Below are 22640 nucleotides of genomic sequence, written 5' to 3' on the forward strand. Positions count from 1 at the left end.
TCAAGGAGGAGCCCGAAGGGCGGGGGACACTCGCTTCGCCGCGTACCCCGTCGGCGGGAGCGCGCCCCGAACGACTCACGCGGCGACGAACGGAATAGCAGGGTTCCATCCTAGGCCCCCGCCTTTTCCGCAGCCTTGAGCGCACGCTTCAGGTCGTCGATCAGGTCGGCCGGGTCTTCGAGTCCGATGGAAAGCCGGATCGTGCCCTGCGAAATGCCTGCTCCCGCCAGTGCCTCGTCGGTCATGCGGAAGTGCGTGGTGCTGGCCGGATGGATCACCAGGCTGCGGCAGTCGCCCACGTTCGCCAGGTGGCTGAAGAGCTTGAGCGCCTCGATGAAGGCCTTGCCCTGCGCGCGGCTGCCCTTGATGTCGAAGCTGAACACCGCGCCGGCGCCGCGCGCGCCGTGGCGCAACAGCTTCTGCGCCAGCGCGTGGCTCGGATGCGATTCGATCAGCGGATGCCCCACGCGCGACACGAAGGGGTGGCTCGCGAGGAACTCGACCACCTTCTGCGTGTTGTCGATGTGCCGTTCCATGCGCAGCGGCAGCGTCTCGATGCCCTGCAATATCAGCCAGGCCGTGTGCGGGCTCATCGAGGCGCCGAAGTCGCGCAGTCCTTCGCGCCGGGCGCGCAGCAGGAATGCACCGACCGTGCTTTCCTCGCTGAAGACCATGTTGTGAAAGCCGTCATAGGCCTGCGTGAGTTCGGCGAACTTGCCCGATTTCTCCCAGTCGAAGCTGCCGCCGTCGACCACCACCCCGCCAATCACGGTGCCGTGGCCCGAGAGGAACTTGGTGGCCGAGTGGTAGACCAGGTCGGCACCCCAGTCGAAGGGCTTGATCAGGTAGGGCGAGGTGAGCGTGGAATCGACCAGCAGTGGCACGCCGGCTTCGTGCGCGATGTCGCTCACCGCCGGAATGTCGAGCACGTCCAGGCCGGGGTTGCCCACGGTTTCGCCGAACAGGAGCTTGGTTTCGGGCCGGATCGCGGCGCGCCAGCCATCCAGGTCGCCGGGCTTCACGAAGGTGGTCTCGATGCCGAAGCGCCGCATCGTGTAGTGCAGCAGGTTCTGCGAGCCGCCGTAGAGCGCGGTGCTCGCCACGATGTGGGAGCCGGCGCCCATGAGCGTGGCCACCGACAGGTGCAGCGCAGCCTGGCCGCTGGCCGTGGCAATGGCGCCGATGCCGCCTTCGAGCGCCGAAACGCGCTGCTCGAGCACCGCATTGGTCGGATTGCTGATGCGCGAATAGACATGGCCCGCGCGCTCGAGGTTGAAGAGCGCCGCCGCATGGTCGCTCGACTCGAAGACGAAGGAGGTGGTGAGGTGGATCGGCACCGCCCGCGCGCCGGTGGCGGGGTCGGGCGCGGCGCCGGCATGCAGCGCCAGGGTGTCGAAGCCGGGGTCGGAATAGCCGGGCATGGGAGCCTTTCTGGGTTCGTTCGCAATGCCCCGTTACGTCTGCTAATCATGCGCGCGCAACATGGGCGTGGGAGTCGGCGCCGATTGTGGGCTATATTCAATTCGGCACGCCGCCGAGAACGATTTCCGAGAGGAGCACACGATGAAAGTCAGCGATATCCTTCGCGTCAAGGGCAATACGCTCTTCACCATCACGCCCGACGACCTGCTGGCCGAAGCCGTCAACACCATGGCGGACAAGGACATCGGCTCCCTGGTGGTCATGGAACACGGCGACCTGGTCGGCATGCTCACCTTCAGGGAAGTGATCCTGGCCATTGTCGACAACGGCGGCCAGGTGGGCGGCACGCTGGTGCGCAAGGCCATGGACGACGCGCCCGTGACCTGCACGCTCGAAACCGACCTCGACGAAATCCGCCGCATCATGCTGGAGCGCCATGCGCGCTACATGCCCGTGATGGACAAGCGCATGCTGATGGGCGTGATCAGCTTCTACGACGTGGCCAAGGCGGTGGTGGACAGCCAGAACTTCGAGAACAAGATGCTCAAGGCCTACATCCGCGACTGGCCAGAAGAGCAATAACTGGCCGCACGCCTGCGTCGACCGGGCCGGCTTATTCCTTGATGTTGGCCGACTGCACGATCTTCTGATTGCGGGCGTATTCGGCCTGGACGAACTGGCCGAACTGTTCGGGCGTGCCGCTGCCGGGCAGGGCGCCCTGCTCGTTGAGCTTGGCACGCACCTGCTCCTCGGCGAGCACGGCGTTCAGTTCCTGGTTGAGGCGGGCCACGACGGCGGGCGGGGTCCTGGCGGGGGCGAAGATGCCGGTCCAGCTCACCATGTCGTAGCCCTTCAGGCCTGGCATCTCGTTGAAGGTGGGCACGTTGGGCAGCGCGGCGAGACGCTGGCTGCCGGTGATGCCCAGCGCCTTCAGGCGGTTGCCGTTCACGTGCGGAATGGCGCTGGTGCTGACCAGCATCGCCAGGTCGACCTGGTTGCCGATCACGTCGGTGGCAATCTGGGCGCCGCCGCGGTAGGGCACGTGGGTCACGAAGATGCCGCTGCGCTGCTTGAGAAGCTCCATGGCCAGCTGCAGCACCGTGCCCACGCCCGAGGTGGCGTAGTTGTAGGCGCCGGGCTTGGCCTTGGCGAGTTTCACGAAGTCGGCATAGGTCTGGGCCTCGAGGCCCGGCCGAGCCACCAGCACCATCGGCGCGGTGTTGAGCATGCCGACCGGGGCCAGGTCCTTGAGCGGATCGAACTTGAAGGCCGAAGGGTTGACCAGCCGCCCGATGGCGATGGCGCTGTCGGGCCCGACCACCAGCGTGTAGCCGTCGGGCGCCGCATTGACGGCCTTGGCCACGCCGATGGCGCCGCCCGCGCCGCTCACGTTCTCGATCACCACCGACTGCTTCAGCCGTTCGCCCAGCCGCGTGGCGACGAGGCGGGCGTTGACGTCCACGCTGCCGCCCGCGGTGTAGGGAACGATCAGCGTGATCGGCTTGGCGGCGGGCCAGGCGCCCTGTGCGAGCGCCGCGGCGGGCAGCACCGAGCAGAGGGTTGCGGCAAGAAGAAGGCGGCGAGGGTGGTTCATGGCGTGGTTCATTGCGGGTGGGCGGGATGCGGCGCTTGCGCAAGGCCGGCGCGCAGCGTGTCGAACTCGCGGCTCCATTGCGTGCGCCAGGCGCGGCGCTGCGTGTCGTCGATCCACGCGCCGTCGAGCCCGTTGTGCATGAAGCCGCGCAGGTCGTCCAGCCCGAAGCCGAAGTCGCGCACCATCATCAGCCAGGCCTGGGTGGGCGTGACCTTGTGCAGCGTCGGGTCGTCGGTATTGGGATGGATGCGCAGGCCCAGGCCGGGCATGCGGCGAATGGGATGGTCGAGCGCCCAGCGCTCCGGAGGCAGCGTGCGCAGGTAGTAGGAGTTGGTGGGCACCACGGTGAAGATCACGCCGCGTTCGGCGCACTGGCGCGCGAAATCGGGCTGGTCGACCACCGTATAGCCGTGGTCGATGCGGTCCACCTGCAGCACGTCGAGCGCGGTGCGCACGTTGGTCCACGGCATGCCGAACTCGCCCGCATGCGCGGTGGCCTTGAGTCCCGCGCGCCGCGCCTCGGCGTAGGCCTGGGCGAAGAGTTCGGGCGGCCGGTCGACCTCGCGGTAGTCGATGCCGATGCCGATCACCTCGTCGCAGCGGTGGGCCTTGACCCACTCCACCATCTCCACGGCCGCCTCGGGGCTCGCCTCGCGGTCGATGGCGGCGATGAGCCGGCCGGTGATGCCGAACTCCTGCTGCGCGTCATGGATCGCGCGGACGATCGCGCCCTGCGCCATCGGGTAGGCGATGCCGGAGCCGTGCACCGTGCCGGTGGGGTTCCAGAAGAACTCGGCGTAGCGTACGTTGTGGGCCGCCGCGTCCTGGAGGTATTCGCGCGTCAGCTGGTAGAGGTCGCCGGGGCTGCGCACCAGCTGCGCGTCGAGCGCGCGCAGCACACGCAGCACGCCCACCGGTTTTTCTCCGCGCGTATAGAAGCCTTCGACTTCCTCGGCCACGAGCGGCGAGCCGGCGCGATGGTTGAGCTGCTTGAAGGTTTCGTGGCGCACCGTGCCGAACAGGTGGCAGTGCAGCTCCACCTTGGGAATCGCATGCAGCATGGATTCCAGCGTGAGGGGCGGCGAGGCGGGGCTGGTCATGCCAGCCAGTCTAGGGAAGGTCATCTCATAAACAAAATTTTGAATTTCTATAATTTGATTCATTGAATTGATAACGGGAACGCCATGGCCTCCTTGCCGCTTCGGGCGCTCACCTTGCGCCAGCTTCAGTTCTTCTCGGTGCTGGTGGAAGAAGGGCACTTCGGCCGCGCGGCGCGCCGGCTGGCCATTACCCAGCCGGCGCTGAGCAACGCGATCAAGCAGATGGAGAAACTGCTCGGCGCCGAACTGCTGACCCGTTCCACCCACCGCCTCGAACTCACCCCGGTGGGCGCCGAGGTGCTGGCGCGCACCGATTTCCTGGTCAACACCTTCGAGGTGGCGCTGCGCGACATCGAGAGCACCGTGCAGCGCGGGCGGGCCTTCGTGCGCGTGGGCGTGATCCCGTCGGCCAGCGCGCGCGTGACGGCCGCGGCCAGCGAGTTTCTGCAAGCCGGGCGGCGCGAGGTCGAGATCGCCTGGCGCGATGCGCCTTCGACCGACCTGCTGGCCGAATTGCGCAGCGGCCAGCTCGACATGGCGGTGGCCGCCATCACCGAGCCGCCCGGCGGGCTGGTCTGCGTCGACCTGTTCCGCGACCCGCTGGTGCTGGTGGTGCGCCGCGACCATGCACTGGCGCCGGCTGGAGACGCGAGCTGGGAGGCCATCGGCAAGGAGCGGCTGGTGCTGTTCGAGAGCGGCAGCATGCCGGCGCTCGGCAACCCGGCGCGCGCGCAGTTCGAGCAAGGCCCCGAGCCCTACCGCGTGAGCTATTCCGAAACGCTTTATGCGCTGGTGCGCAGCGGCCAGGCTCTGGGGTTGATGCCGCGGCTCTACACCTCGCTGCTGCGCGACCCCGAACTGGTGGTGCTGCCGCTGCTCAAGCCGCGCATCGAGCGCCGCGTGGTGCTGGCCTACCTGCCGGGGCCGATGCGCAACGTGGCGGCGCAGGAACTGATTGCGTTCCTGCGCGAGCGGTTGCCGCAGGCCGGCGAGGCCGCGGTTCGGCGTGTGGCAACGAAGGGGAAGCGCAGCCGGCGCTGAAGCCGGGCATTCGACCGAATGCTCAGTGCAGCTCGGCCGCGGCGTGGATGGTCTCGCGCACGCGTGGGTAGATCTGCGCGTTCCACTTGCTGCCGCTGAAAACGCCATAGTGGCCCACGCCGGCCTGCAGGTGATGCACCTTGAGGTAGGGCCGGATGCCGGTGCAGAGGTCTTGCGCCGCCACCGTCTGGCCGACCGAGCAGATGTCGTCGCGCTCGCCTTCCACCGTGAGCAGCGCGGTGCGGCGGATGGCCGCCGGGTTCACCGTGCGGTCGCCCACGGTGAGCACGCCGCGCGGCAGGTCGTAGGTCTGGAACACGCGCTCCACGGTCTCCAGGTAGAACTCGGCCGGCAGGTCGTTCACTGCCAGGTATTCGTCGTAGAAGGCGCCGATGGTGCGGGCCTTCTCGATGTCGCCCTCGACCAGATGGTGGACCATGTCCTGGAACTGCTTCTTGTGGCGCTGGGGGTTCATGCTCATGAAGGCCGAGAGCTGCAGGAAGCCGGGATACACGCGCCGCATCATGCCGGCATGCGGCCAGGGCACGTGGCTGATGAGGTTGCGGCGAAACCATTCGATCGGCTTGCTGGTGGCAAGCGCGTTGACGCCGGTCGGGTTGACGCGGCAATCGACCGGGCCGGCCATCAGCGTGAGGCTGCGCGGCGTGGCCGGGTTGTCGTCCTCGGCCATCAGCGCCGTGGCGGCCAGCGCGGCCACGCAGGGCTGGCAGACCGCGACCATGTGCACGCCCGGGCCCACGGCCTCGAGAAAGCGCATGAGCTGCAGCGTGTAGTCGTCCAGGCCGAATCGGCCCTGCCACAGCGGCACGTCGCGCGCGTTGTGCCAGTCGGTCAGGTACACGTCGTGGTCGCGCAGCAGGGTGCGCACGGTTTCGCGCAGCAGCGTCGCGAAATGGCCCGACAGTGGTGCGACCAGCAGCACGGGCGGGTGCACGGCCTGCGTGTCCTTGCGGAAATGCAGCAGCGTGCCGAAGGGCGAGACCAGCGTTTTCTCTTCGTGCACCGCGGTTTCCACGCCATCGACCGGCACGCTGGCAATGCCGTAGTCGGGGCGCGAATGGGTCAGCCGCATGCGCGAAAACACTTCGAACTGCGCGGCCATGCGCCGCAGCATGGTGCGTTCGGTGCCGTCCTTCCAGAGGGCCCGGCCGAGGTACTGGGCTGCGAGCCGGGAGGGCGAAAGCAGGTCGGCTTGGTTCTGGTAGGCCCGGTACAACATGAAAGTAGTACAGGCAAGTTGCGGGCCAAGCGGTGGCACAGGCCTTGCAGGTCCCATGGGAGCCAACCGGCAGCAGGCAGCCCGTCAAGGAGATCCACGATGGCCAAACCCGTTCTCACGATCAGCAGCAAGAACTACGGCGCCTGGGCGCTGCGGGGCTGGCTGATGTGCAGGCTGGCAGGGCTCGACTTCAGCGAGAAGATCATTCCGCCCGACGACCCGGCCATGAAGGCCGAGATGCTGCTGCTCTCGTCGTCGATGCTGGTGCCCTCGCTGCAGCACGGCGGCGTCAAGGTGTGGGACACGCTGGCCATCGGCGAATACCTGAACGAGATCAAGCCCAAGAGCGGGCTGCTGCCGGCCGACATCCAGGCGCGCGCGCACTGCCGCGCCATCTGCGGCGAGATGCATTCGGGTTTCGCTTCCATGCGCGGCGCGTTGCCGATGAACATCAAGGCCCGGTTCCGCGGCTTCAAGATCTGGTCGCGCGCGCAGGCCGACATCGACCGCATCGTCGCCATCTGGCGCGAATGCCTGAAGGCCTACGGCGGCCCCTTCCTGTTCGGCAAGCAGCCGGGCATGGCCGATGCGATGTATGCGCCGGTGGTCACGCGCTTCCTGAGCTACGACGTGCCGCTCGACAGCGTCTGCGCCGCATACTGCAAGCGCGTGATGGACCTGCCCGCCATGCAGGAGTGGGTGGCCGCCGCGAAGGAAGAACCCGAGGAAATCGACGAGCTCGACGCCGAGTTCTGATTAACAGGCCCTAACGCCGGAACATCCGCAGGTCGAGCGCGCTTTCCTCGCCGAGCCACATGGCATGCGCCGTGTGGTCGGCGAAGTCGTCGCCCGTGACCCCGTGCACGAAGATGTCGAGGCCGTTGCGATGGGCTTCGAGCCATTCGATCACCTGGTCGAACTCGGCCGCGTCGAACGCCAGCTGGCAGCTCCAGTGCGTGTGGGGCCCCACCAGCCGTTCGTGCACCCGGCCGACCACCACCATCAGTTCGCGGCCCGCCTGCTCGCACAGCTGCCTGGCCTGCGCCACGGTGGCCGGGCCGAAGTAGACGTGGGCGTGGTATTGCGGATAGAGGTTTTCGGGGCGGCGCGGCATGATCCGGTCATTGTGGACCCAACCGGAAGCGCCCGCTGTAGCGGAACACGTCGCCGAACCAGCGGTGGCGCAGCACCATCTTCATGGTGAAGCGGTCGGCATCGTGCGGGTCGGGCCGCTCCTCGACGTAGGCGGTGCCCAGCAGCAGGCCCAGCGGCAGCGGCACGCGCAGCCTGCCAAGGCGCCAGATGCAGCCGAGGTCGCGGAACACCAGCGCGCCTTCTTCCGCGCTCACGGCCAGGCGCATGCCGATGCCGAAGCGCACGTACTCGATCACCTCGCCGCCGCCCTTGGCCGCGTGCGCCATGTGCGAGCGGAAGTGAAACGGCGCGCGGCCTTCGAAGCTGAAGATGCGGTCCCAGTAGAGGCGGGCGTTGCCGGGCCGGCAGCGGTAGTGCACTTCGATCGGCACGCCGGTGCCGGTGTAGGGAACGAGTGCGCCGAACAGGCGGCCGAAGGGCATCAGCACGCGCGCCCACGGCGCGTGATGCACTTCATCCATCGTGCCGCGCACGCACACGTGGGCGTTCGAGAACGGCGCCATTGCGTAGTGCCGGCGGATCACTTCGCCGAGCTGGTCCCAGCCAGGGCCGAGCACCTGCTGGAAGACGGGCCTCGTGTCCTTCATGCGGCGGCCGCGGCGGTTTCGCTGCGCGCCTTGTAGAAGCGCAGGATGTGCTCGGAGAAGTCGCCCAGCAGGAACTGCGCCACGCGGTCGGCATACCAGTTGAAGCGCGTGCTCACGCGCCAGGAAACGTCGATGCGAAGCTCCGTGCCGCCCTCGCGCGGCGTGAGCGTGTAGGCCGAATCGCGCAGGTCGAAATAGTGGCCGCCGATGACCACGTGGTCGTCCAGCGCACCGGCGGGAAAGGAGTCGGGCGAGAAGCGGTAGCGCCACTTCACGCGCTGCAGCGGCTGCCACTCGGTGATGATTTCGTCGAAGTGCACGTCCTTTTGCCACTGCACCTTGCGCACGCGGCCTTCGGGGGTGTCTTCGGTCACGCCCGCCACCGGCATCGGCACGCCGATGCGGTAGGCCCAGGCATCGCCGACTTCACCGGGCCGGATGTCGCGCGCATCGTTGAGTTCGTGCCACACGCGCTCGGCGGGCGCGGCGATGAAGAGGGTGCGCGAGGTGCTCGAGATCTGCTCGGGGTTGGACCACCGTGGCTCGATGGCGCCGAAGACCAGCGGCAGCAAGGCGAAGCTGTAGAGCGCCGGCCTGGGCCAGTTGGTGATGCGGCAGACGATGCCCATCGCGAGGCCGCCGAGGCTGCCCATGACACTGAACAAGGGCACGATGACGATGGCACAGATCATCCCTTCGATGAAGACCAGCAGCGTGCCGACGACGAAGAGCGCGGTCGAGACCCACGGCGCCCAGATGCAGTAGCCCCAGCTGCGCCGCTCGGTGCGCTCGGCCATGTAGACCGTGACCGCGCCGCACACCGCGGGAGCGAGATAGATGAAGGAACCCAGCATGGCCGAGAAGCGCTGGCCCGGCAGGCCGCTGAAGGCAATGCGCAGAACGAGGGCCACCGCCGCGCCGACGAGCAGCGGCCAGAACCACGCGAAGGGCATGCGGCGCTTGGGCATGTCGCGCATCTGCGAAGCGTCGGCCTCGATGGGTGGGAGTTCATGGGGCCTGGTTTCTTCGGGTTCGATGCTCATGGAAGTTTCTTCTCCTCGGTGTGTTCTTTTGACTCGGAGGCCTTCAGCCGCTGCGCCTGGCCGTCACCATGCAGTAGTCGAAATCGCGCCAGAAAAGGCCCAGCACCAGCGCGCAATAGCTGGCCACGATGTGCTTGCGGCGCCAGGGGCTGAGCCTGCCGCGCGCCTTCCAGAGTTCGGCCAGCGCGAAGCGCGTGGCAAGCACCGGAATGTGCAGCGCACTGGGCGCCACGCGCCAGCGCAGCGACCGCACCTCGATCTCGTCGAATCCGTTGTCGCGCAGCGCGGCAACGAAATCGCCCTGCACGGCCAGGGTGGGCACGGCCCAGCTGTCGGCCCACAGGCGGTGCAGCCAGCCGGCGGTGCGGCCGGGATTCTGGCGCAGCAGGAAACCGTCGATCACCGCGAGCCGCGCGCCGGGCTTCAGCAGGCGGGCCGCCTCGCGCACGAAATCGGCCTTGGCCGTGCCGCTCGCGTAGCAGGCGCTTTCCACCGCCCAGGCACCATCGGCCTGTGCGGTGGGCAGGCCGGTGCGGGTGTAGTCGGCTTCGATGTGCGCCACGCGGTCGGCCACGCCGGCGCGGGCATCGAGCCGCACGGCGATGCTGTTCTGCACCGCCACGTTGGTGACCGTGACGGCATACAGAGACGGGTCGTCGCCGACCAGCGTGCGCGCGGTGGCGCCGGCGCCGCAGCCAAGGTCGACCACGCAGCGGCGCGGCGCCCTTTCCTGCAATGGCCGGGGCTCGTCGAGCTTCAGCGCGCGGCCGACGGCGCGGTTCATTTCCACCAGCATGCCTTCGCGCCGCAGCGGGTTCAGGCCGAGCCGCCAGAAGCCGAAGTGCATGTTGTAGCTGGGGCTCCACGCGCGATAGTCTTCGGCCACCTCGGTGAAATAGTCCCGCGTATCGGCCTTGGTGATGGAGGCTTCGGGCGCCGCGGGTGTCTGAGGCGCACTGCGAGCGCGAGATGGACGGAAATCGGGCTGGAAGACGTTGGGCACGAGAGCTCCTTTTTTTCAGATCCGGCAATTGCCACCGGCGCAGGTGCGAGACGACCGCGCGGCCTTGCCGGCGAGCAGGGCCACCAGCCAGTGCGGCAGCCGGTAGCGGTTGCGCGCAAGCACCGCATAGGCGCGCTCGGCCAGCGGCGCGACCAGCGGCAGGTCGAGCAGGAAACTGCCGCTCGGCAACCCGACGGCGTCGCGGCAGGCGCGGATGGCGGGAACCCCCACGAACACCTGCCCCGCTGCGTCGACGGCGTGGATCGCGGTCATCAGCGCCGCGCGCGGGGCCGGGCCGGCGTCGAATCCGGCGGGCGAGCAGTCGACGAGGTTCAGGCGGGCCGCGGAGTCACGCGCCTGCATCGCGCTCATTTCTGCCGTGCACAGGGCGCAGGCGGCATCGAAGTAGACGGTCAGAGGGTAGGCGGCGATGGTGGGCATGAGGGTTGTTTTCGTTATTTCTGTCAAAACAGAAATAATGAGGCAAAAAAAGAGAGCTCAAATCATCGGCAGGCTGGCGTGGTGGGCATCGGGGTCGTCGTCGTCCTTCTTCGGGGCCGCAGGAGTTGCCGCCTGCGCCGCATCCCCGCGAACGAACTTCTGCACGCTGGCGCCCAGCGTCAGCACCTTGTCGAGCGTGCCGGGCGAGAGCCGCAGCATTTCGTCGGCCCAGGTGGCGAGCTTGCTCATCAGATCCATGGTGGAGCGGATGCGGTCCTGCGCATCGGCAGGCTCCTTCTGGAAGTCGGGGCTGGAGACAATTTCGCGCAGCACGCGGATGGTGGGGTCGAACTCGCGCTCCTTGCGCTCGCGCACCACGGTGCGGAACAGCTCCCAGACGTCAACGCTGGTTTCGAAATAGTCACGCCGGTCGCCCAGGATGTGCGTCACGCGCACCAGGTTCCACGCCTGCAGTTCCTTCAGGCTGTTGCTCACGTTGGAGCGGGCCACGCCCAGCGTGTCGGAGAGTTCTTCCGCATGCATGGGCTTGCCATGGGCGAACAGCAGTGCGTGGATTTGCGAGACCGTGCGGTTGACGCCCCACATCGAGCCCATTTCCCCCCAGTGGAGAACGAACTTGCGTTGGATGTCGGTGAGTTCCATGCCTCGGAGTCTAGGATTTTAGAAATTTCTGTCAAGAGAGAAATGAAAAATCCAATTGCCAGCGGAAAGGGTTTGGAATACTGTGTAAACATACAGTTCTCGAAAGAAAGGATCTGCCATGCCGGCGGCCCGCATTCCCATCCATGCCATCAAGGGCCGCGGCGCGGCCACGCGCTTGGCGCACCGCTTTTCGCGCGACGAGCGCAATGCCTTCGACGACGGCTGGGGCACGCTCGAAGAACGCGCGGCCGAAGCCGAGGAGCTGCCGCCGCTCGCCACCGAAGTGCGTTTCGAGGACGTGAAGTCGGTGCTCAACGAGAACGACTCGCCCGACATTTCATTCGACCGTTCGCTCAACCCGTACCGCGGCTGCGAGCATGGCTGCATCTACTGCTTTGCCCGGCCCACGCACAGCTACCTCAATCTCTCGCCGGGGCTCGACTTCGAAACCAGGCTCATCGCCAAGCGCAACATCGTCGAGGTGCTGCGCACCGAACTCGGCCGCAAGAGCTACCGGCCCAGCCATGTCGCCATCGGCACCGCCACCGACTGCTACCAGCCCATCGAACGCGAACTGCGGCTCACCCGTTCGGTGATCGAGCTGCTGAAGGAAACGCACCATCCGTTTGCGCTGGTCACGAAATCGAGCGCGGTGGAGCGCGACCTCGACCTGATCGCCCCCATGGCCGCCGAGCACCTGGCCGCGGTGTACGTGACCGTGACCACGCTCGACGGCGAACTGGCCCGCAAGCTGGAGCCGCGCGCTGCCGCGCCACATCGGCGGCTGCGCACCATACGCACGCTGGCCGAGGCGGGCGTGCCGGTGGGGGTGAGCGTGGCGCCGCAGATTCCCTTCGTCAACGAGGACATGGAACAGGTGCTCGAAGCCGCCTGGGCCGCCGGTGCGCGCAGCGCCTTCTACACGGTGATCCGGCTGCCGTGGGAGGTGGCGCCGCTCTTCAAGGAGTGGCTCGAACTGCACTACCCGCAGCGCGCGGACCGCATCATGGCGCGCATCCACGAGATGCGCGGCGGCAAGGACTACGACGCCGACTTCGCCACCCGCATGAAGGGCTCAGGCCTCTGGGCCGACCTGATCCGCCAGCGCTTCGAGAAGGCGGCGAACCGCATCGGCTTCAACCGAGAGCGCATTGCGCTCGACCTCAGCGCGTTCCGGCCACCTGGCGCAGCGGGGCAGGGCAGCCTGTTCTAGGATCGGCCGCTACCGTGGTGTCTGTCCCGGCGAATAAAGGTTTCATAAGGAAGTAGATTCAAGTTCCGCTGATGCTCGGGGAATGTCCCGTGACTGCACCAAAAGGGGGTACGTATGAACGGGGTATGGCTGGTCGTGATGGGTGTTTCGGGCTGCGGCAAATCGAGCCTCGGCGCTGCGCTGGCGGTGGGGTTCGGGCTGCCGCTGATCGAGGGCGACGACTACCACCCGCCGGCCAATGTCGAAAAGATGAGCCGCGGCATCGCACTGACCGATGCGGACCGCGCCGGCTGGCTCGCGACGCTGGGGCAGAAGCTGGCCGCTGCGCCGCAGGGGGCGGTGTTGACCTGCTCGGCGCTCAAGCGCAGCTACCGGGAGCAGTTGCGCGCGGCAGTGCCGGGGCTGCGCTTCGTGTTCATGGAGATCGAACGCGCCGAATCCGAACGCCGCGTGGCCGCACGGGCCGGCGCGGGCGAGCACATGTTTCCGGCGAGCCTGGTCGCCAACCAGTTCGCGACGCTGGAGTCCCCGGTCGGCGAGCCGGGCGTGCTCGCGGTCGATGCGACGGCGCCGCTGGGGGCGCTGGTCGGGCAGGTCAAGGCCTGGTTGCCTGGCGGCTGACTTGTTCGGGGCTAGCCGATGACTTCCGGCCAGTTGGTATGGAAGAACTCGCCGGCGGGCTTGTCCACGCGCTCATAGGTGTGGGCTCCGAAGAAGTCCCGCTGCGCCTGCAGCAGGTTCGCCGGCAGCCGCTCGGTGCGGTAGCTGTCGTAGTAGGCCAGCGACGCGCTGAACGCCGGCACCGGAATGCCGTTGCTCACCGCCAGCGCCACCACTTCGCGCCAGTTCTGCTGCGTGCGGTTCAGGAGATCCTTGAAGAACGGATCGAGCATCAGGTTGCCCAGTGACGGGTCGGTGCGGTAGGCGTCGGTGATGCGGTTCAGGAAGCGCGCGCGGATGATGCAGCCGCCGCGCCAGATGGCCGCGATACGGCCCAGGTCGAGCTTCCACTCCTTCTTCTCGCCCATGGTCTGGATGAGGTCGAAGCCCTGCGCATAGCTGACGACCTTCGAGGCATAGAGCGCGTCGTGCACCTTGGCCACCAGCGCCTTCTTGTCGAGCGACAGTTCGATCTTCGGCCCCTGCAGCACCTTGCTGGCTGCCACGCGAGCCTTCTTCTGCGACGACAGCACGCGCGCCTCGACCGCGGCGTTGATGGTGCTGATGACCACCGCGTTCTCGGCCGCGTTGACGAGCGTCCACTGGCCCGTGCCCTTCTGGCCGGCCTTGTCGAGAATGAGGTCGACGATCGGTTGGCCCGTTTCCGGGTCTTTCTGTTCGAGCGCCTTGGCGGTGATCTGGATCAGGTAGCTCTGCAGCTCGCCGTCGTTCCATTGGTTGAAGACCGCCGCCATCTCGTCGGTGCTGAAGCCGGCGGCCTTGAACAGGCTGTAGGCCTCGCAGATCAGCTGCATGTCGCCGTACTCGATGCCGTTGTGCACCATCTTCACGTAGTGGCCCGCGCCGCCGGGGCCGATGTGGATCACGCAGGGCTCGCCGTCCACCTTGGCCGCGATGCTCTCGAAGATCGGCTTCATCACTTCCCAGGTGGAGAGCGGGCCGCCCGGCATGATCGACGGACCCTTGCGCGCGCCTTCCTCGCCGCCCGACACGCCCGCGCCGATGAAGCGCAGGCCCTTGGCCTGGAGGTAGGCGTCGCGGCGCTCGGTGTCGGTGTAGAGGCTGTTGCCGCCATCGATGACGATGTCGTCCTTGTCGAGCAGGGGAATCAGCTGCTCGATGACCTGGTCGACCGGTGCGCCGGCCTTCACCATGATCTGGATCTTGCGCGGCCTGGCGAGGCTCTGCACGAACTCCTCGAGCGTCTTCGCGCCGACCAGCTTCTTGCCGGGATTGGCGGCCACGAAGGCTTCGGTGGTGGCTTCGGTGCGGTTGTACACGCTGACCTGGAAGCCGCGGCTTTCCACGTTCAGCACCAGGTTCTGGCCCATCACGGCCAGGCCGATCAATCCGAAATCGCTCTTGTTGCTCATGGCCCTTCTTTCGTATGCGGTCGATGTGGCTGACATTGTGCCGGGCGCGCCGCGCAGCCGCAGCCACAGGCGCCTATGGCCGGGCGGGACGCAGGGGCGCCGGCGTTTCAGCCGCCGAAGAGCGCATCGAACACGCGAATGGACGCGTAGGCGTCATTGGCCGCATAGCGGATCTGCGCTTCGGTCAGCTGCCTGTTGGCCCAGTTCGAGGTGGTCGCCTTGCGCGACTTCACGAAGCGCCGGTTGAACACCAGCGCCACGGCCGCCTTCACGCCCACCGACTTGCGGTAGCCGCGGTGGCGGAACTCGCTGTCGATGTCGAACACCGCCTTCGGCTCGATGTTGAGGCGGTTGCGGATCAGCGTGAGATCGGTCGAAAGGCCGAAGCCGACCTTCCGGAGTTCGGTGGAAGCAATCAGCGTTGCGACCACCGGATTGCATTCGGTGCGGTGCAGTTGGAACAGCCAGGCTGTCTCGCGCGTTGCGAACTGCACCACGTGCGGGCCGCCCGAGACCTCGTTCTTCGCGAAGGTGGGCTTGGATTCGGTGTCGAAGCCGGCGACGCCGGCGGCCAGCAATGCGGCGGCGGCATGTTCGGCGTCCTGCAGCGTGGAAATGACCACGATGTCTTTCAGGCCCAGGCCCTCGAAGGGTTCGAGCAGCGCGATCTGCTCGCGCTCGGGAAGGGGCGGCAACGCGGGAGGGTTGTCGCTCACGAGGAGGCTGCTTTCTTTTTCTTCTTCACTGGGGCTTTCCTGGCAGGAGTTTTTTGGGCGGCAGCCGCGGTCTTTTTCTTCTTCGGAGGCTGGCCTGAACGCAGAGCCGCTTCATAGGCACGGCGGCCCCAGAGCGCGGCTTCCTCACGGTCTTCGAAAAGATCGGCCGGGGCCAGCCGGTATGACATCGGCATCGCCTTGCCTTCGCGCACATAGGTGAAGGGCGGCAGGTTCTGCTTGTCGAAATGCTCGGCGCTGCCGGCATCGGCCTTGAGGTAGAGCGTGTCCTTGGCGACGAGCGCGATCATGCGGCCCTCGTGCCATACGCCATGCCCGCCGAACATGCGGCGCGTTTCGATGCGGCCGAGGCGCTCGAAGATTTCGTGCAGGCTCTGTACGAATGCGCTCATCGTGCGGGGGTTGCGGAGGAGGGCCTGACGGGCGTCGATGTCTGCGCACCGACCACGGTGTTCCAGGCGTTCACGCGCCAACCCGTGACGATGCCGTGGCGCACGTAGGGGTCGGCCTTGGCAAAGGCTGCGGGCACATCGGCCGAGCCGGCTTCGAACAGCAGCACCGCACCATCGGGCGGGTCGGACGTGGCGCCGCCGAGCAGCAGCTCGCCGCGCTCCACGGCCTGCCACGCAAGCGCAAGGTGCGCATCGCGGAATTCGCCGCGGCGTTCGAGGTAGTCGGGTGCGGTGTCGTAAATCAGCAGGTGGTGCATGGTGGCTCCTCGCGGCGCTCAGGCCGTGATCTCGATGCGGTTGCCGTCGGGGTCGAGCACCACGCTTTCGTAGTAGCCGTCGCCGGTGCGGCGCGGGCCGTCGAGCAGCGGGTAGCCATCCGACTTCAGCCGTTGCGTCAGTTCGTCGACCGCAGTCTCCGACCCCACGCTGATGGCCAGGTGCGTCCATCCCATGCGCTGCGCGCCGGCCTCGGCCGTTACAGGCGAGAGGGCGCTGGTCGTCATCGCCTCGATGCGGGCGCCATCGCCCAGGCTCAGGAAGCAGGACGCAAAGCCCTTGGCCGGATTGACATAGCCCGCACCGGCCGTGGCGCCGAAGTAGTCGGTGTAGAAGCGCTTGCAGCGTTCGAGATCGGTGGTCCAGAGGGCAATGTGATCGATGCGCATGAAGAAACCGAGGGAAGGAGAGCGCTCAGCCAATACGTCGCGACTGTGGTGGCGGGCGCGCCGGATACCAATGGTAGGCGACCCGTTCGCGTCCGCTGGCCGGGTGCCGGTCGACCGCGCCGCGCACGAGGCCGTAGCGTTCGTAGAAGCGCTGCGCCGCGGTGTTGCTGGTGGCCACGTGGAGCTTCCAGCCCTGCGGCATGCGCACGCTGGCTTCGTCGAGCAGCGCCTGCCCGAGGCCCTGGTTGCGAAGATGAGGCTCGACGAACAGCTGCGCCACGTATTCGCGCCGCGCCAGCAGCACCATGAAGGCGAGCACCTGGCCCTCGCGTTCGGCCAGCACCACGTCGGCGGGCGGCACGAATTCGGTTTGCACGCGCCGCAGCCAATGCGTGATCGGCTCGATGACGGCGGCATTCCGGTTGGCCGCAATCCAGGCGCGGCGCCAGATGCCGGCCAGCACCAGGCTCTCTTCGGCGGCACCGTCGCGGGACCGCAATTGGAAGGCGGGAATCTGTGCTGCGGACATACGCCCCATGATAAGCCGCCCGTCTGCCACGGTCGATCAGCCGCGCAGCGTTTGCGCGTGGTGCGCGATGTGGTCCGCCATGAAAGTCTGGATGAAGTAGTAGCCGTGGTCGTAGCCCGCGTGGCGGCGCAATGTGAGCGGTTGGCCGGCGGCAAAGCAGGCGGCCTCGAAGGCTTCGGGGAGCAGCTGCTCGGCAAGGAATTTGTCGGCCAGCCCCTGGTCGATCAGTATGCCTTGCGGATAGGGCGCGGCAGTCTGCGATTTCATGAGCGCGCTGGCGTCGTGCGCGAGCCATTGCGCGCGGTCGTCGCCGGGCTCGCCCAGGTAGCCGCCCAACGCTTTTTCGCCCCACGGGCATTGCGTGGGCGCGCAGATGGGCGCGAACGCCGACAGCGACTTGAAGCGCCCCGGATGCCGCAGCGCCAGGGTGAGTGCACCGTGGCCGCCCATCGAATGGCCGAAGATGCCCAGATGCTGGTCGTCGATGGCGAAGTGCCGTCCCACCAAGGGCAGCAGCTCGTGCACGATCCAGCTTTCCATGCGCCAGTGGGTGGACCAGGGGGCTTCGGTGGCATCGAGGTAGAAGCCCGCGCCAATGCCGAAGTCCCAGTTGGCGGTGGCGCCGGGCAGGCCTTCGGCAATGCTCCCGCGCGGGCTGGTGTCGGGCGCGATCAACGCCAGGCCCAGGCTGGCGGCCATGCGCTGCGCGCCGGCCTTCACTGCAAAGGTCTCTTCGTTGCAGGTCAGCCCCGCCAGGTAGAGCAGGGCCGGCACGCGCTCGTGCGTGGCCTGCGGCGGCAGGTAGACCGAAAAGCGCATCGGCAGGCCGATCTCGTGCGAGGCGTGCTCGTGGAAGCTCTGCACGCCGCCGAAGGCGTGGTGCTCGGAAAGGGTCTTGAGGGTGTCGGTCATCGGGCGGTGTTGTTGTGCAGTGCGGACACGAGTTCGAGCACGGCGTCGGCAAAAATGCGCGGCGCCTCCTGCGGCATGTTGTGCCCCGCGCCGGGCACCAGCCGGTGCGAGCGCGAGCCGCTGAAGCGGAGCGCATGGGCCGAGGCGTCGGCGGGCGGGCGCACACCGTCGTCGATGCCGTCGAAGGTGATGGCGGGCACGGCGATCGCGGGCTGCGCTGCGAGGCGGCGTTCGATGTCCGCGTACGCCGGGTCGCCCGGAACGAGGCCGAAGCGATGCCGGTACGAGTGGATCACCACGTCGACGAAATCGGGGTGGTCGAAGGCGGCGGCGCTGCGCTCGAAGGTGGCGTCGTCGAACTTCCAGGTGGGCGACCAGAGCTGCCACAGCAGCCGCGTGAGCGCCCTGCGGTCCTTCGCGAGGCCGGCGCGGCCGCGCTCGCTGTGGAAGTAGTACTGGTACCAGAGGCTGTGCTCGTTTGCCGGCGTGTCCGGCTCCATCGCCTTGGCGATGTTCTGGATGTTGTAGCTGTTGAGCGAGACCAGGCCCGCGCAGCGCTCGGGCCACAGCGCCGCCACCACGCAGGCGGCGCGGCCGCCCCAGTCGTAGCCGGCGAGCACCGCGCGTTCGATCTTCAGCGCGTCGAGCAGCGCGAGCAGGTCGGCGCCGAACGCCGCCTGCTCGCCCGAGCGCGGCGTGGCATCGCTCAGGAAGCGGGTGGCGCCGTAGCCGCGCATGTACGGAATGATCACGCGGCAGCCCTGCCCGGCGAGCATCGGCGCGACTTCCGCGTAGGTGTGGACGTCGTACGGAAAGCCGTGCATCAGCAGCACGGGCGGGCCGCCCGAGGGACCCGTTTCGTAGTAGGCGACCTCGAGGACGCCCGCCTCGATCCTGCGCAAGGGCTCCATGCGGTTCATGGCGGGCGTTCTCCTCGAGGGCTAGTAAAGAACCACGCCGCGAATGGATTCGCCGCGCTTCATCAGGTCGAAGCCCTTGTTGATGTCTTCCAGCGGCATGGTGTGCGTGATCAGGTCGTCGATGTTGATCTTGCCTTCCATGTACCAGTCGACGATCTTCGGCACGTCGGTGCGCCCGCGCGCGCCGCCGAAGGCCGAGCCTTCCCACTTGCGGCCCGTGACGAGCTGGAACGGCCGCGTGCTGATCTCCGCACCGGCCTCGGCCACGCCGATGATGATGCTTCGGCCCCAGCCCTTGTGCGTGCATTCGAGCGCCTGGCGCATCACCTTGGTGTTGCCGATGCACTCGAAGCTGTAGTCGGCGCCGCCGTCGGTCAGCTGCACGATCGCATCGACGATGTTCTCGTGTTCCTTCGGGTTGAGGAAGTGCGTCATGCCGAACTTGCGCGCCATCGCCTCGCGCTCGGGGTTCAGGTCGACGCCGATGATCTTGTCGGCGCCCACCATCTTGGCGCCCTGGATCACGTTCAGGCCGATGCCGCCGAGGCCGAACACCACCACGTTGGCGCCGGCTTCCACCTTGGCGGTGAAGATCACCGCGCCGATGCCGGTGGTGACGCCGCAGCCGATGTAGCAGACCTTGTCGAAGGGCGCGTCCTCGCGGATCTTGGCCAGCGAGATCTCGGGCGCGACCGTGTAGTTGCTGAAGGTGCTCGTGCCCATGTAGTGGAAGATGGGCTTGCCGTCCAGGCTGAAGCGGCTGGTGGCGTCGGGCATCAGGCCCTTGCCCTGCGTGCCGCGGATCAGCTGGCACAGGTTGGTCTTGCGCGACAGGCAGAACTTGCACTGGCGGCATTCGGGCGTGTACAGCGGAATGACGTGGTCGCCCTTTTTCAGCGTGGTGACGCCGGGGCCCACGTCGACCACGATGCCCGCGCCCTCATGGCCGAGGATGGCGGGGAAGATGCCTTCGGGGTCGGCGCCCGAGAGCGTGTAGTAGTCGGTGTGGCAGATGCCGGTGGCCTTGATCTCGACCAGCACCTCGCCGAATTTCGGCCCTTCGAGGTCCACGGTTTCGATGGTGAGCGGGGCTCCGGATTTCCAGGCGACGGCAGCTTTGGTTTTCATGGCGCTTCAGGGCAAAGGGAGGAAGGATAGCGAGGCTCGCGTTCAGGCCGGCCCGGCAGCAAAGATACCCGACATTCCGATGAAGCCGGGCAGGTGGCGAAAGTTCCAGATCCAGCTTCGCAGGGCGGGGTATTCGTCCAGCGAAATACCGCCTTCGCCGGCCAGTGCCGCATAGGGAAAGCAGGCCAGGTCGGCCACGGTCGCCTGCGGGCCGGCCAGCCACTGACGGCCCTCGCTGGCGCGCTCGGCCAGGTGGTCGTCCAGCAGGCGGAAGGCTGCGTGTGCGCCGCGCCGGCAGGCCTCGATGTCGATGTTCTCGTAGCCGAAGGCGTCGTGCAGCCGCGCGGCCGAGGCGGTGCGGGTGAGCTCGTCGGCAATCGCGAACCACATCGCGACCTGGCCGCGCAGCTGCGGATCATCCGGGTACCAGCGGCCCTGCGCGTCGTGCCTGCTCGCGAGATAGACCAGGATGGCCTGCGCGTCGCGCAGCACGAAGCCGTCGTCGTCGATCACCGGAAGCTGGCCCAGCGGGTTGATGCTCGCCAGGAACGCGGCCGACCTGTGCTCGCGGCCGGGATGGAAGTCGACCGGCACGCTCTGGTAGTCGACGCCGAGCCACGCGAGCATCTGCCGCACCTTGAAGCAGTTGCCCGACAGGGCGTAGTCGTAGAGCCGGATCATGCGGCTTCCCTCACGCCGAAGCGCATGCCGCGCTCGCGCAGCCAGCGCCGGTAGGTGACCGAAGAGGTATCGCCCCGTGTCGGCGTTTCGGCGCGGCCTTCGAGCGGCATGCGCTTGAAGGCGTGGTTCTCGAGGATCGGCTTGTCCTGCCCGAAGATCGCCTGCTGGAACGCGATGAGCTCGGCATCGGTGGACGTGTCGTCGTAGCAGGCCAGGAGCGTGTGGGCGATCACGTGCTCCTCGTCCAGCGGCTGGAGGAACAGGCCGATGGCATCGAGCGCGCCGGCGCGCGAACTCGACTTGTAGAGCATGGCGGAGAGCGGCTGCATCACCCGGTATTTGTAGAGCACTTCGCTGCCGCTGTCGTGGGCGGCCGAGGCGCGGGGCTGCCAGAAGCGGCAATCGGTGGCCCAGATCTCGTGCGTGTCGGGGTCGACCTGCACCTGGTACTTCGCCACCTCGGTGTGCGGCACCTGGCCCAGGAAGCCGGCATGCACGAAGGGGAAGTGCGCCATGTCGAGGAAGTTCTCGATCACGCGCAAGCCCGACGCCGCCACGCCGATGCCGCCGCAGTCGACGATGCGGCGCCCGGGCTCGCCGTATTCGGGGAAGTCGAACAGCGGCCGCGCCGGCCGGCCGCTGGGGCAGACCCAGAGATAGCCATGGCGCGGCTGGATGGCCAGCGCCTGCGTGCCGAGCCGGCATTGCGGCGTGCCGGCGGCATCGGTCCACAACTGCAGCGTTTCCCCGAGCAGGCGAACCGCGCGGGGCTGGGTTTCGGAGGTGCCGGCGAGCGCGGCCGCGGGCCCGGCGACCAGCCAGTCGTCGAGCATGTTGGAGTCATCGGTGGCGAAGGGCATGGTGTTCCTCCGGTCAGGCCGCCTGCTGCCGCAGTTCGATTTCGCCGCGCAGGGCGCGCGCGGCGATGTGCAGGGTCTTCATGGCGTCGCTGCCGGGTGCGGCGGGCGTCCAGAGGTGAATGAAGGCCAGGTGTGGCTGGGCATCGAGCACCAGCGCGGCGGCTTCGACGTGGCCGAGCGCGCCGCGCAGGGCGGGCGACGGCGCATCTGCCGTGAACCCACGTGCCGCGAGCGCATCGCGCGCACCGGCCGCGCCGGCGCGCACGCAGAGCGTGCGGCAGAACGACCAGCCGGCAGGCACGGCGTCGTCCGGGGGCGGAGAGGGCGGCGCCGCGGGCGTGAGGTTCACCCACAGCATGCCGGAAGCCTCGGCTGCGCGGAATACCTTCGCGCACACATTGCGCGGCACCGGCATGCCCGGATGGGCGGGGATGCCCGCGCACTGGCCGCTTCCGGCGTCGTACTGCCAGCCGTGATACGCGCAGGAGAGCCGGTCTTCCACCACCTGTCCCAGCGTGAAGCGCACGCTGCGGTGCGGGCAGCGGTTTTCCCATGCCTGCGCGGCGCCGCCGGCCGAACGCCAGAGGGCAAGCTCCTGGCCTTCGGCAAAGCCCGCGACGATGTTGGCGCCGGGGCGCAGCTCGGCCGAGCGGGCCACGGGGTGCCAGGTTGAAATGCTGTCTGTGCTCATGATGCGCGCCACCTTAGCGCAACCATAATGGCGGCATCGCACGTTGCCATCCATCATGAAGAAAATACTCGTCCTCAACGGCCCCAATCTCAACCTGCTCGGCACTCGCGAGCCAGAGCAATACGGACGCGACACGCTGGCCGACGTCGAGCGCCTGTGCAAGGAAGCCGGCGCCAGCCACGGCGTGGAGATCGAATGCCGCCAGTCGAACCACGAGGGCGTGCTGATCGACTGGATCCACGAAGCCGGCCGCGAGGTTGCCGCCGGCAACATGCTCGGCGTGGTGATGAACCCGGGCGCCTACACCCACACCTCGATCGCGCTGCACGACGCCATCAAGGGCGCGAGCGTGCCGCTGATCGAGCTGCACATCTCGAACGTGCACGCGCGCGAGGAGTTTCGCCACCGCTCCTACATTTCGCCGGCGGCGCGCGGCATCATCGTGGGTCTTGGCGTGAAGGGCTACGCGCTGGCCATCGCGGCCCTGGTGCCCTGACGGGCCTGGCGCGGCC

General features: G+C 67.6%; 28 protein-coding genes. 6 read left to right on the plus strand and 22 right to left on the minus strand.

The window, feature by feature from the left end:
* Window positions 1-110: 110 nt before the first annotated feature.
* Window positions 111-1421 carry an O-acetylhomoserine aminocarboxypropyltransferase gene (locus VAPA_RS08720; protein ID WP_021006403.1) on the minus strand — a complete coding sequence of 437 codons (1311 nt, stop codon included), beginning with the start codon at window positions 1419-1421 and terminating at the stop codon, window positions 111-113.
* Window positions 1422-1563: 142 nt separating this feature from the next.
* On the opposite strand from VAPA_RS08720, the gene VAPA_RS08725 reads away from it, so the two are divergent.
* A complete protein-coding gene (locus VAPA_RS08725) occupies window positions 1564-2004 on the plus strand; it encodes a CBS domain-containing protein (protein WP_021006404.1) in 441 nt (146 codons plus the stop codon).
* A gap of 31 nt (window positions 2005-2035) precedes the next feature.
* Here the strand turns inward: VAPA_RS08725 and VAPA_RS08730 are convergent, their stop codons facing one another.
* Both VAPA_RS08730 and add read right to left on the minus strand, forming a co-directional pair.
* Window positions 2036-3016, minus strand: a complete 981-nt coding sequence (locus VAPA_RS08730) for a Bug family tripartite tricarboxylate transporter substrate binding protein (RefSeq protein WP_041946052.1) — start codon at window positions 3014-3016, stop codon at window positions 2036-2038.
* 8 nt (window positions 3017-3024) lie between these two features.
* Entirely contained in the window at window positions 3025-4116 is a 1092-nt protein-coding gene (gene add, locus VAPA_RS08735; protein ID WP_021006406.1) for an adenosine deaminase, read from the minus strand.
* 84 nt (window positions 4117-4200) lie between these two features.
* Here add and VAPA_RS08740 point away from each other — a divergent pair, with 84 nt between their 5' ends.
* Complete coding sequence (locus VAPA_RS08740; RefSeq protein ID WP_021006407.1) at window positions 4201-5157, plus strand: LysR family transcriptional regulator; 957 nt, start codon at window positions 4201-4203, stop codon at window positions 5155-5157.
* Between the two features lie 22 nt (window positions 5158-5179).
* Here VAPA_RS08740 and VAPA_RS08745 read toward each other — a convergent pair whose 3' ends face one another.
* A complete protein-coding gene (locus VAPA_RS08745; RefSeq protein ID WP_021006408.1) occupies window positions 5180-6397 on the minus strand; it encodes a polyhydroxyalkanoate depolymerase in 1218 nt (405 codons plus the stop codon).
* A 99-nt stretch (window positions 6398-6496) separates the two neighbouring features.
* Between VAPA_RS08745 and VAPA_RS08750 the strand changes: the two genes are divergently transcribed.
* Window positions 6497-7153 carry a glutathione S-transferase gene (locus tag VAPA_RS08750; protein WP_021006409.1) on the plus strand — a complete coding sequence of 219 codons (657 nt, stop codon included), beginning with the start codon at window positions 6497-6499 and terminating at the stop codon, window positions 7151-7153.
* A 10-nt stretch (window positions 7154-7163) separates the two neighbouring features.
* Here VAPA_RS08750 and VAPA_RS08755 read toward each other — a convergent pair whose 3' ends face one another.
* The 6 genes from VAPA_RS08755 to VAPA_RS08780 are packed head-to-tail and all read right to left on the minus strand — an operon-like array spanning window position 7164 to window position 11289.
* A complete protein-coding gene (locus tag VAPA_RS08755; protein WP_021006410.1) occupies window positions 7164-7511 on the minus strand; it encodes a DOPA 4,5-dioxygenase family protein in 348 nt (115 codons plus the stop codon).
* A 7-nt stretch (window positions 7512-7518) separates the two neighbouring features.
* The gene (locus tag VAPA_RS08760) at window positions 7519-8139 is read right to left on the minus strand and encodes a DUF4166 domain-containing protein (RefSeq protein WP_021006411.1); all 621 of its coding nucleotides are present in this window, start codon (window positions 8137-8139) and stop codon (window positions 7519-7521) included.
* The gene (locus VAPA_RS08765; RefSeq protein WP_021006412.1) at window positions 8136-9182 is read right to left on the minus strand and encodes an SRPBCC family protein; all 1047 of its coding nucleotides are present in this window, start codon (window positions 9180-9182) and stop codon (window positions 8136-8138) included. Before VAPA_RS08765 ends, VAPA_RS08760 begins: the two co-directional genes overlap by 4 nt.
* 43 nt (window positions 9183-9225) lie before the next feature.
* Window positions 9226-10185 (minus strand): SAM-dependent methyltransferase, encoded by a 960-nt coding sequence (locus VAPA_RS08770; RefSeq protein ID WP_021006413.1) that lies wholly within the window; start codon window positions 10183-10185, stop codon window positions 9226-9228.
* 15 nt (window positions 10186-10200) lie between these two features.
* Window positions 10201-10626 carry a thiol-disulfide oxidoreductase DCC family protein gene (locus VAPA_RS08775; protein ID WP_021006414.1) on the minus strand — a complete coding sequence of 142 codons (426 nt, stop codon included), beginning with the start codon at window positions 10624-10626 and terminating at the stop codon, window positions 10201-10203.
* A 57-nt stretch (window positions 10627-10683) separates the two neighbouring features.
* Window positions 10684-11289, minus strand: coding sequence for a GbsR/MarR family transcriptional regulator (locus VAPA_RS08780; protein WP_021006415.1), 606 nt, complete (start codon window positions 11287-11289; stop codon window positions 10684-10686).
* A gap of 118 nt (window positions 11290-11407) precedes the next feature.
* Between VAPA_RS08780 and VAPA_RS08785 the strand changes: the two genes are divergently transcribed.
* Both VAPA_RS08785 and VAPA_RS08790 read left to right on the plus strand, forming a co-directional pair.
* Window positions 11408-12502 carry a PA0069 family radical SAM protein gene (locus tag VAPA_RS08785; RefSeq protein ID WP_021006416.1) on the plus strand — a complete coding sequence of 365 codons (1095 nt, stop codon included), beginning with the start codon at window positions 11408-11410 and terminating at the stop codon, window positions 12500-12502.
* Between the two features lie 114 nt (window positions 12503-12616).
* The gene (locus VAPA_RS08790; protein WP_021006417.1) at window positions 12617-13123 is read left to right on the plus strand and encodes a gluconokinase; all 507 of its coding nucleotides are present in this window, start codon (window positions 12617-12619) and stop codon (window positions 13121-13123) included.
* Window positions 13124-13134: 11 nt separating this feature from the next.
* Here VAPA_RS08790 and gnd read toward each other — a convergent pair whose 3' ends face one another.
* The 12 genes from gnd to VAPA_RS08850 form a co-directional block, all read right to left on the minus strand.
* The gene (gnd, locus tag VAPA_RS08795; RefSeq protein ID WP_041946054.1) at window positions 13135-14556 is read right to left on the minus strand and encodes a decarboxylating NADP(+)-dependent phosphogluconate dehydrogenase; all 1422 of its coding nucleotides are present in this window, start codon (window positions 14554-14556) and stop codon (window positions 13135-13137) included.
* A gap of 107 nt (window positions 14557-14663) precedes the next feature.
* A complete protein-coding gene (locus VAPA_RS08800) occupies window positions 14664-15272 on the minus strand; it encodes a 3'-5' exonuclease (protein WP_021006419.1) in 609 nt (202 codons plus the stop codon).
* Window positions 15269-15682 (minus strand): TfoX/Sxy family protein, encoded by a 414-nt coding sequence (locus tag VAPA_RS08805; protein WP_021006420.1) that lies wholly within the window; start codon window positions 15680-15682, stop codon window positions 15269-15271. Before VAPA_RS08805 ends, VAPA_RS08800 begins: the two co-directional genes overlap by 4 nt.
* On the minus strand, window positions 15679-15999 hold the full coding sequence (locus VAPA_RS08810) for a YciI-like protein (RefSeq protein ID WP_021006421.1): 321 nt from the start codon (window positions 15997-15999) through the stop codon (window positions 15679-15681). The genes VAPA_RS08805 and VAPA_RS08810 overlap by 4 nt, the downstream gene beginning before the upstream one ends.
* 18 nt (window positions 16000-16017) lie before the next feature.
* Window positions 16018-16407 carry a VOC family protein gene (locus tag VAPA_RS08815; RefSeq protein ID WP_021006422.1) on the minus strand — a complete coding sequence of 130 codons (390 nt, stop codon included), beginning with the start codon at window positions 16405-16407 and terminating at the stop codon, window positions 16018-16020.
* A 25-nt stretch (window positions 16408-16432) separates the two neighbouring features.
* Window positions 16433-16936: a GNAT family N-acetyltransferase gene (locus tag VAPA_RS08820; protein ID WP_230558981.1), complete on the minus strand. Its 504-nt coding sequence runs from the start codon at window positions 16934-16936 to the stop codon at window positions 16433-16435.
* 36 nt (window positions 16937-16972) lie between these two features.
* The gene (gene fghA / locus VAPA_RS08825; protein WP_021006424.1) at window positions 16973-17848 is read right to left on the minus strand and encodes an S-formylglutathione hydrolase; all 876 of its coding nucleotides are present in this window, start codon (window positions 17846-17848) and stop codon (window positions 16973-16975) included.
* A complete protein-coding gene (locus tag VAPA_RS08830) occupies window positions 17845-18768 on the minus strand; it encodes an alpha/beta fold hydrolase (protein WP_021006425.1) in 924 nt (307 codons plus the stop codon). Before VAPA_RS08830 ends, fghA begins: the two co-directional genes overlap by 4 nt.
* 21 nt (window positions 18769-18789) lie before the next feature.
* The gene (locus VAPA_RS08835) at window positions 18790-19896 is read right to left on the minus strand and encodes an S-(hydroxymethyl)glutathione dehydrogenase/class III alcohol dehydrogenase (protein ID WP_021006426.1); all 1107 of its coding nucleotides are present in this window, start codon (window positions 19894-19896) and stop codon (window positions 18790-18792) included.
* Window positions 19897-19938: 42 nt separating this feature from the next.
* Window positions 19939-20577 carry a glutathione S-transferase family protein gene (locus tag VAPA_RS08840; RefSeq protein WP_021006427.1) on the minus strand — a complete coding sequence of 213 codons (639 nt, stop codon included), beginning with the start codon at window positions 20575-20577 and terminating at the stop codon, window positions 19939-19941.
* The gene (locus VAPA_RS08845) at window positions 20574-21437 is read right to left on the minus strand and encodes an aromatic ring-hydroxylating oxygenase subunit alpha (protein ID WP_021006428.1); all 864 of its coding nucleotides are present in this window, start codon (window positions 21435-21437) and stop codon (window positions 20574-20576) included. The genes VAPA_RS08840 and VAPA_RS08845 overlap by 4 nt, the downstream gene beginning before the upstream one ends.
* Window positions 21438-21450: 13 nt before the next feature.
* Complete coding sequence (locus VAPA_RS08850) at window positions 21451-22128, minus strand: Rieske 2Fe-2S domain-containing protein (RefSeq protein ID WP_021006429.1); 678 nt, start codon at window positions 22126-22128, stop codon at window positions 21451-21453.
* Between the two features lie 55 nt (window positions 22129-22183).
* On the opposite strand from VAPA_RS08850, the gene aroQ reads away from it, so the two are divergent.
* A complete protein-coding gene (gene aroQ / locus VAPA_RS08855) occupies window positions 22184-22624 on the plus strand; it encodes a type II 3-dehydroquinate dehydratase (protein WP_021006430.1) in 441 nt (146 codons plus the stop codon).
* The last annotated feature ends 16 nt before the right edge of the window (window positions 22625-22640 follow it).

The sequence above is a fragment of the Variovorax paradoxus B4 genome, from assembly GCF_000463015.1.
Taxonomy (GTDB): domain Bacteria; phylum Pseudomonadota; class Gammaproteobacteria; order Burkholderiales; family Burkholderiaceae_C; genus Variovorax; species Variovorax paradoxus_E.

Bases quoted from the DNA above. Each gene is read 5' to 3' on its own strand.
- VAPA_RS08720 (WP_021006403.1), bottom strand. From the start codon at position 1,421: ATGCCCGGCTATTCCGACCCCGGCTTCGACACCCTGGCGCTGCATGCC.
- VAPA_RS08725 (WP_021006404.1), top strand. From the start codon at position 1,564: ATGAAAGTCAGCGATATCCTTCGCGTCAAGGGCAATACGCTCTTCACC.
- VAPA_RS08730 (WP_041946052.1), bottom strand. From the start codon at position 3,016: ATGAACCACCCTCGCCGCCTTCTTCTTGCCGCAACCCTCTGCTCGGTG.
- add (WP_021006406.1), bottom strand. From the start codon at position 4,116: ATGACCAGCCCCGCCTCGCCGCCCCTCACGCTGGAATCCATGCTGCAT.
- VAPA_RS08740 (WP_021006407.1), top strand. From the start codon at position 4,201: ATGGCCTCCTTGCCGCTTCGGGCGCTCACCTTGCGCCAGCTTCAGTTC.
- VAPA_RS08745 (WP_021006408.1), bottom strand. From the start codon at position 6,397: ATGTTGTACCGGGCCTACCAGAACCAAGCCGACCTGCTTTCGCCCTCC.
- VAPA_RS08750 (WP_021006409.1), top strand. From the start codon at position 6,497: ATGGCCAAACCCGTTCTCACGATCAGCAGCAAGAACTACGGCGCCTGG.
- VAPA_RS08755 (WP_021006410.1), bottom strand. From the start codon at position 7,511: ATGCCGCGCCGCCCCGAAAACCTCTATCCGCAATACCACGCCCACGTC.
- VAPA_RS08760 (WP_021006411.1), bottom strand. From the start codon at position 8,139: ATGAAGGACACGAGGCCCGTCTTCCAGCAGGTGCTCGGCCCTGGCTGG.
- VAPA_RS08765 (WP_021006412.1), bottom strand. From the start codon at position 9,182: ATGAGCATCGAACCCGAAGAAACCAGGCCCCATGAACTCCCACCCATC.
- VAPA_RS08775 (WP_021006414.1), bottom strand. From the start codon at position 10,626: ATGCCCACCATCGCCGCCTACCCTCTGACCGTCTACTTCGATGCCGCC.
- VAPA_RS08780 (WP_021006415.1), bottom strand. From the start codon at position 11,289: ATGGAACTCACCGACATCCAACGCAAGTTCGTTCTCCACTGGGGGGAA.
- VAPA_RS08785 (WP_021006416.1), top strand. From the start codon at position 11,408: ATGCCGGCGGCCCGCATTCCCATCCATGCCATCAAGGGCCGCGGCGCG.
- VAPA_RS08790 (WP_021006417.1), top strand. From the start codon at position 12,617: ATGAACGGGGTATGGCTGGTCGTGATGGGTGTTTCGGGCTGCGGCAAA.
- gnd (WP_041946054.1), bottom strand. From the start codon at position 14,556: ATGAGCAACAAGAGCGATTTCGGATTGATCGGCCTGGCCGTGATGGGC.
- VAPA_RS08805 (WP_021006420.1), bottom strand. From the start codon at position 15,682: ATGAGCGCATTCGTACAGAGCCTGCACGAAATCTTCGAGCGCCTCGGC.
- VAPA_RS08810 (WP_021006421.1), bottom strand. From the start codon at position 15,999: ATGCACCACCTGCTGATTTACGACACCGCACCCGACTACCTCGAACGC.
- VAPA_RS08815 (WP_021006422.1), bottom strand. From the start codon at position 16,407: ATGCGCATCGATCACATTGCCCTCTGGACCACCGATCTCGAACGCTGC.
- VAPA_RS08820 (WP_230558981.1), bottom strand. From the start codon at position 16,936: ATGTCCGCAGCACAGATTCCCGCCTTCCAATTGCGGTCCCGCGACGGT.
- fghA (WP_021006424.1), bottom strand. From the start codon at position 17,848: ATGACCGACACCCTCAAGACCCTTTCCGAGCACCACGCCTTCGGCGGC.
- VAPA_RS08830 (WP_021006425.1), bottom strand. From the start codon at position 18,768: ATGAACCGCATGGAGCCCTTGCGCAGGATCGAGGCGGGCGTCCTCGAG.
- VAPA_RS08835 (WP_021006426.1), bottom strand. From the start codon at position 19,896: ATGAAAACCAAAGCTGCCGTCGCCTGGAAATCCGGAGCCCCGCTCACC.
- VAPA_RS08840 (WP_021006427.1), bottom strand. From the start codon at position 20,577: ATGATCCGGCTCTACGACTACGCCCTGTCGGGCAACTGCTTCAAGGTG.
- VAPA_RS08845 (WP_021006428.1), bottom strand. From the start codon at position 21,437: ATGCCCTTCGCCACCGATGACTCCAACATGCTCGACGACTGGCTGGTC.
- VAPA_RS08850 (WP_021006429.1), bottom strand. From the start codon at position 22,128: ATGAGCACAGACAGCATTTCAACCTGGCACCCCGTGGCCCGCTCGGCC.
- aroQ (WP_021006430.1), top strand. From the start codon at position 22,184: ATGAAGAAAATACTCGTCCTCAACGGCCCCAATCTCAACCTGCTCGGC.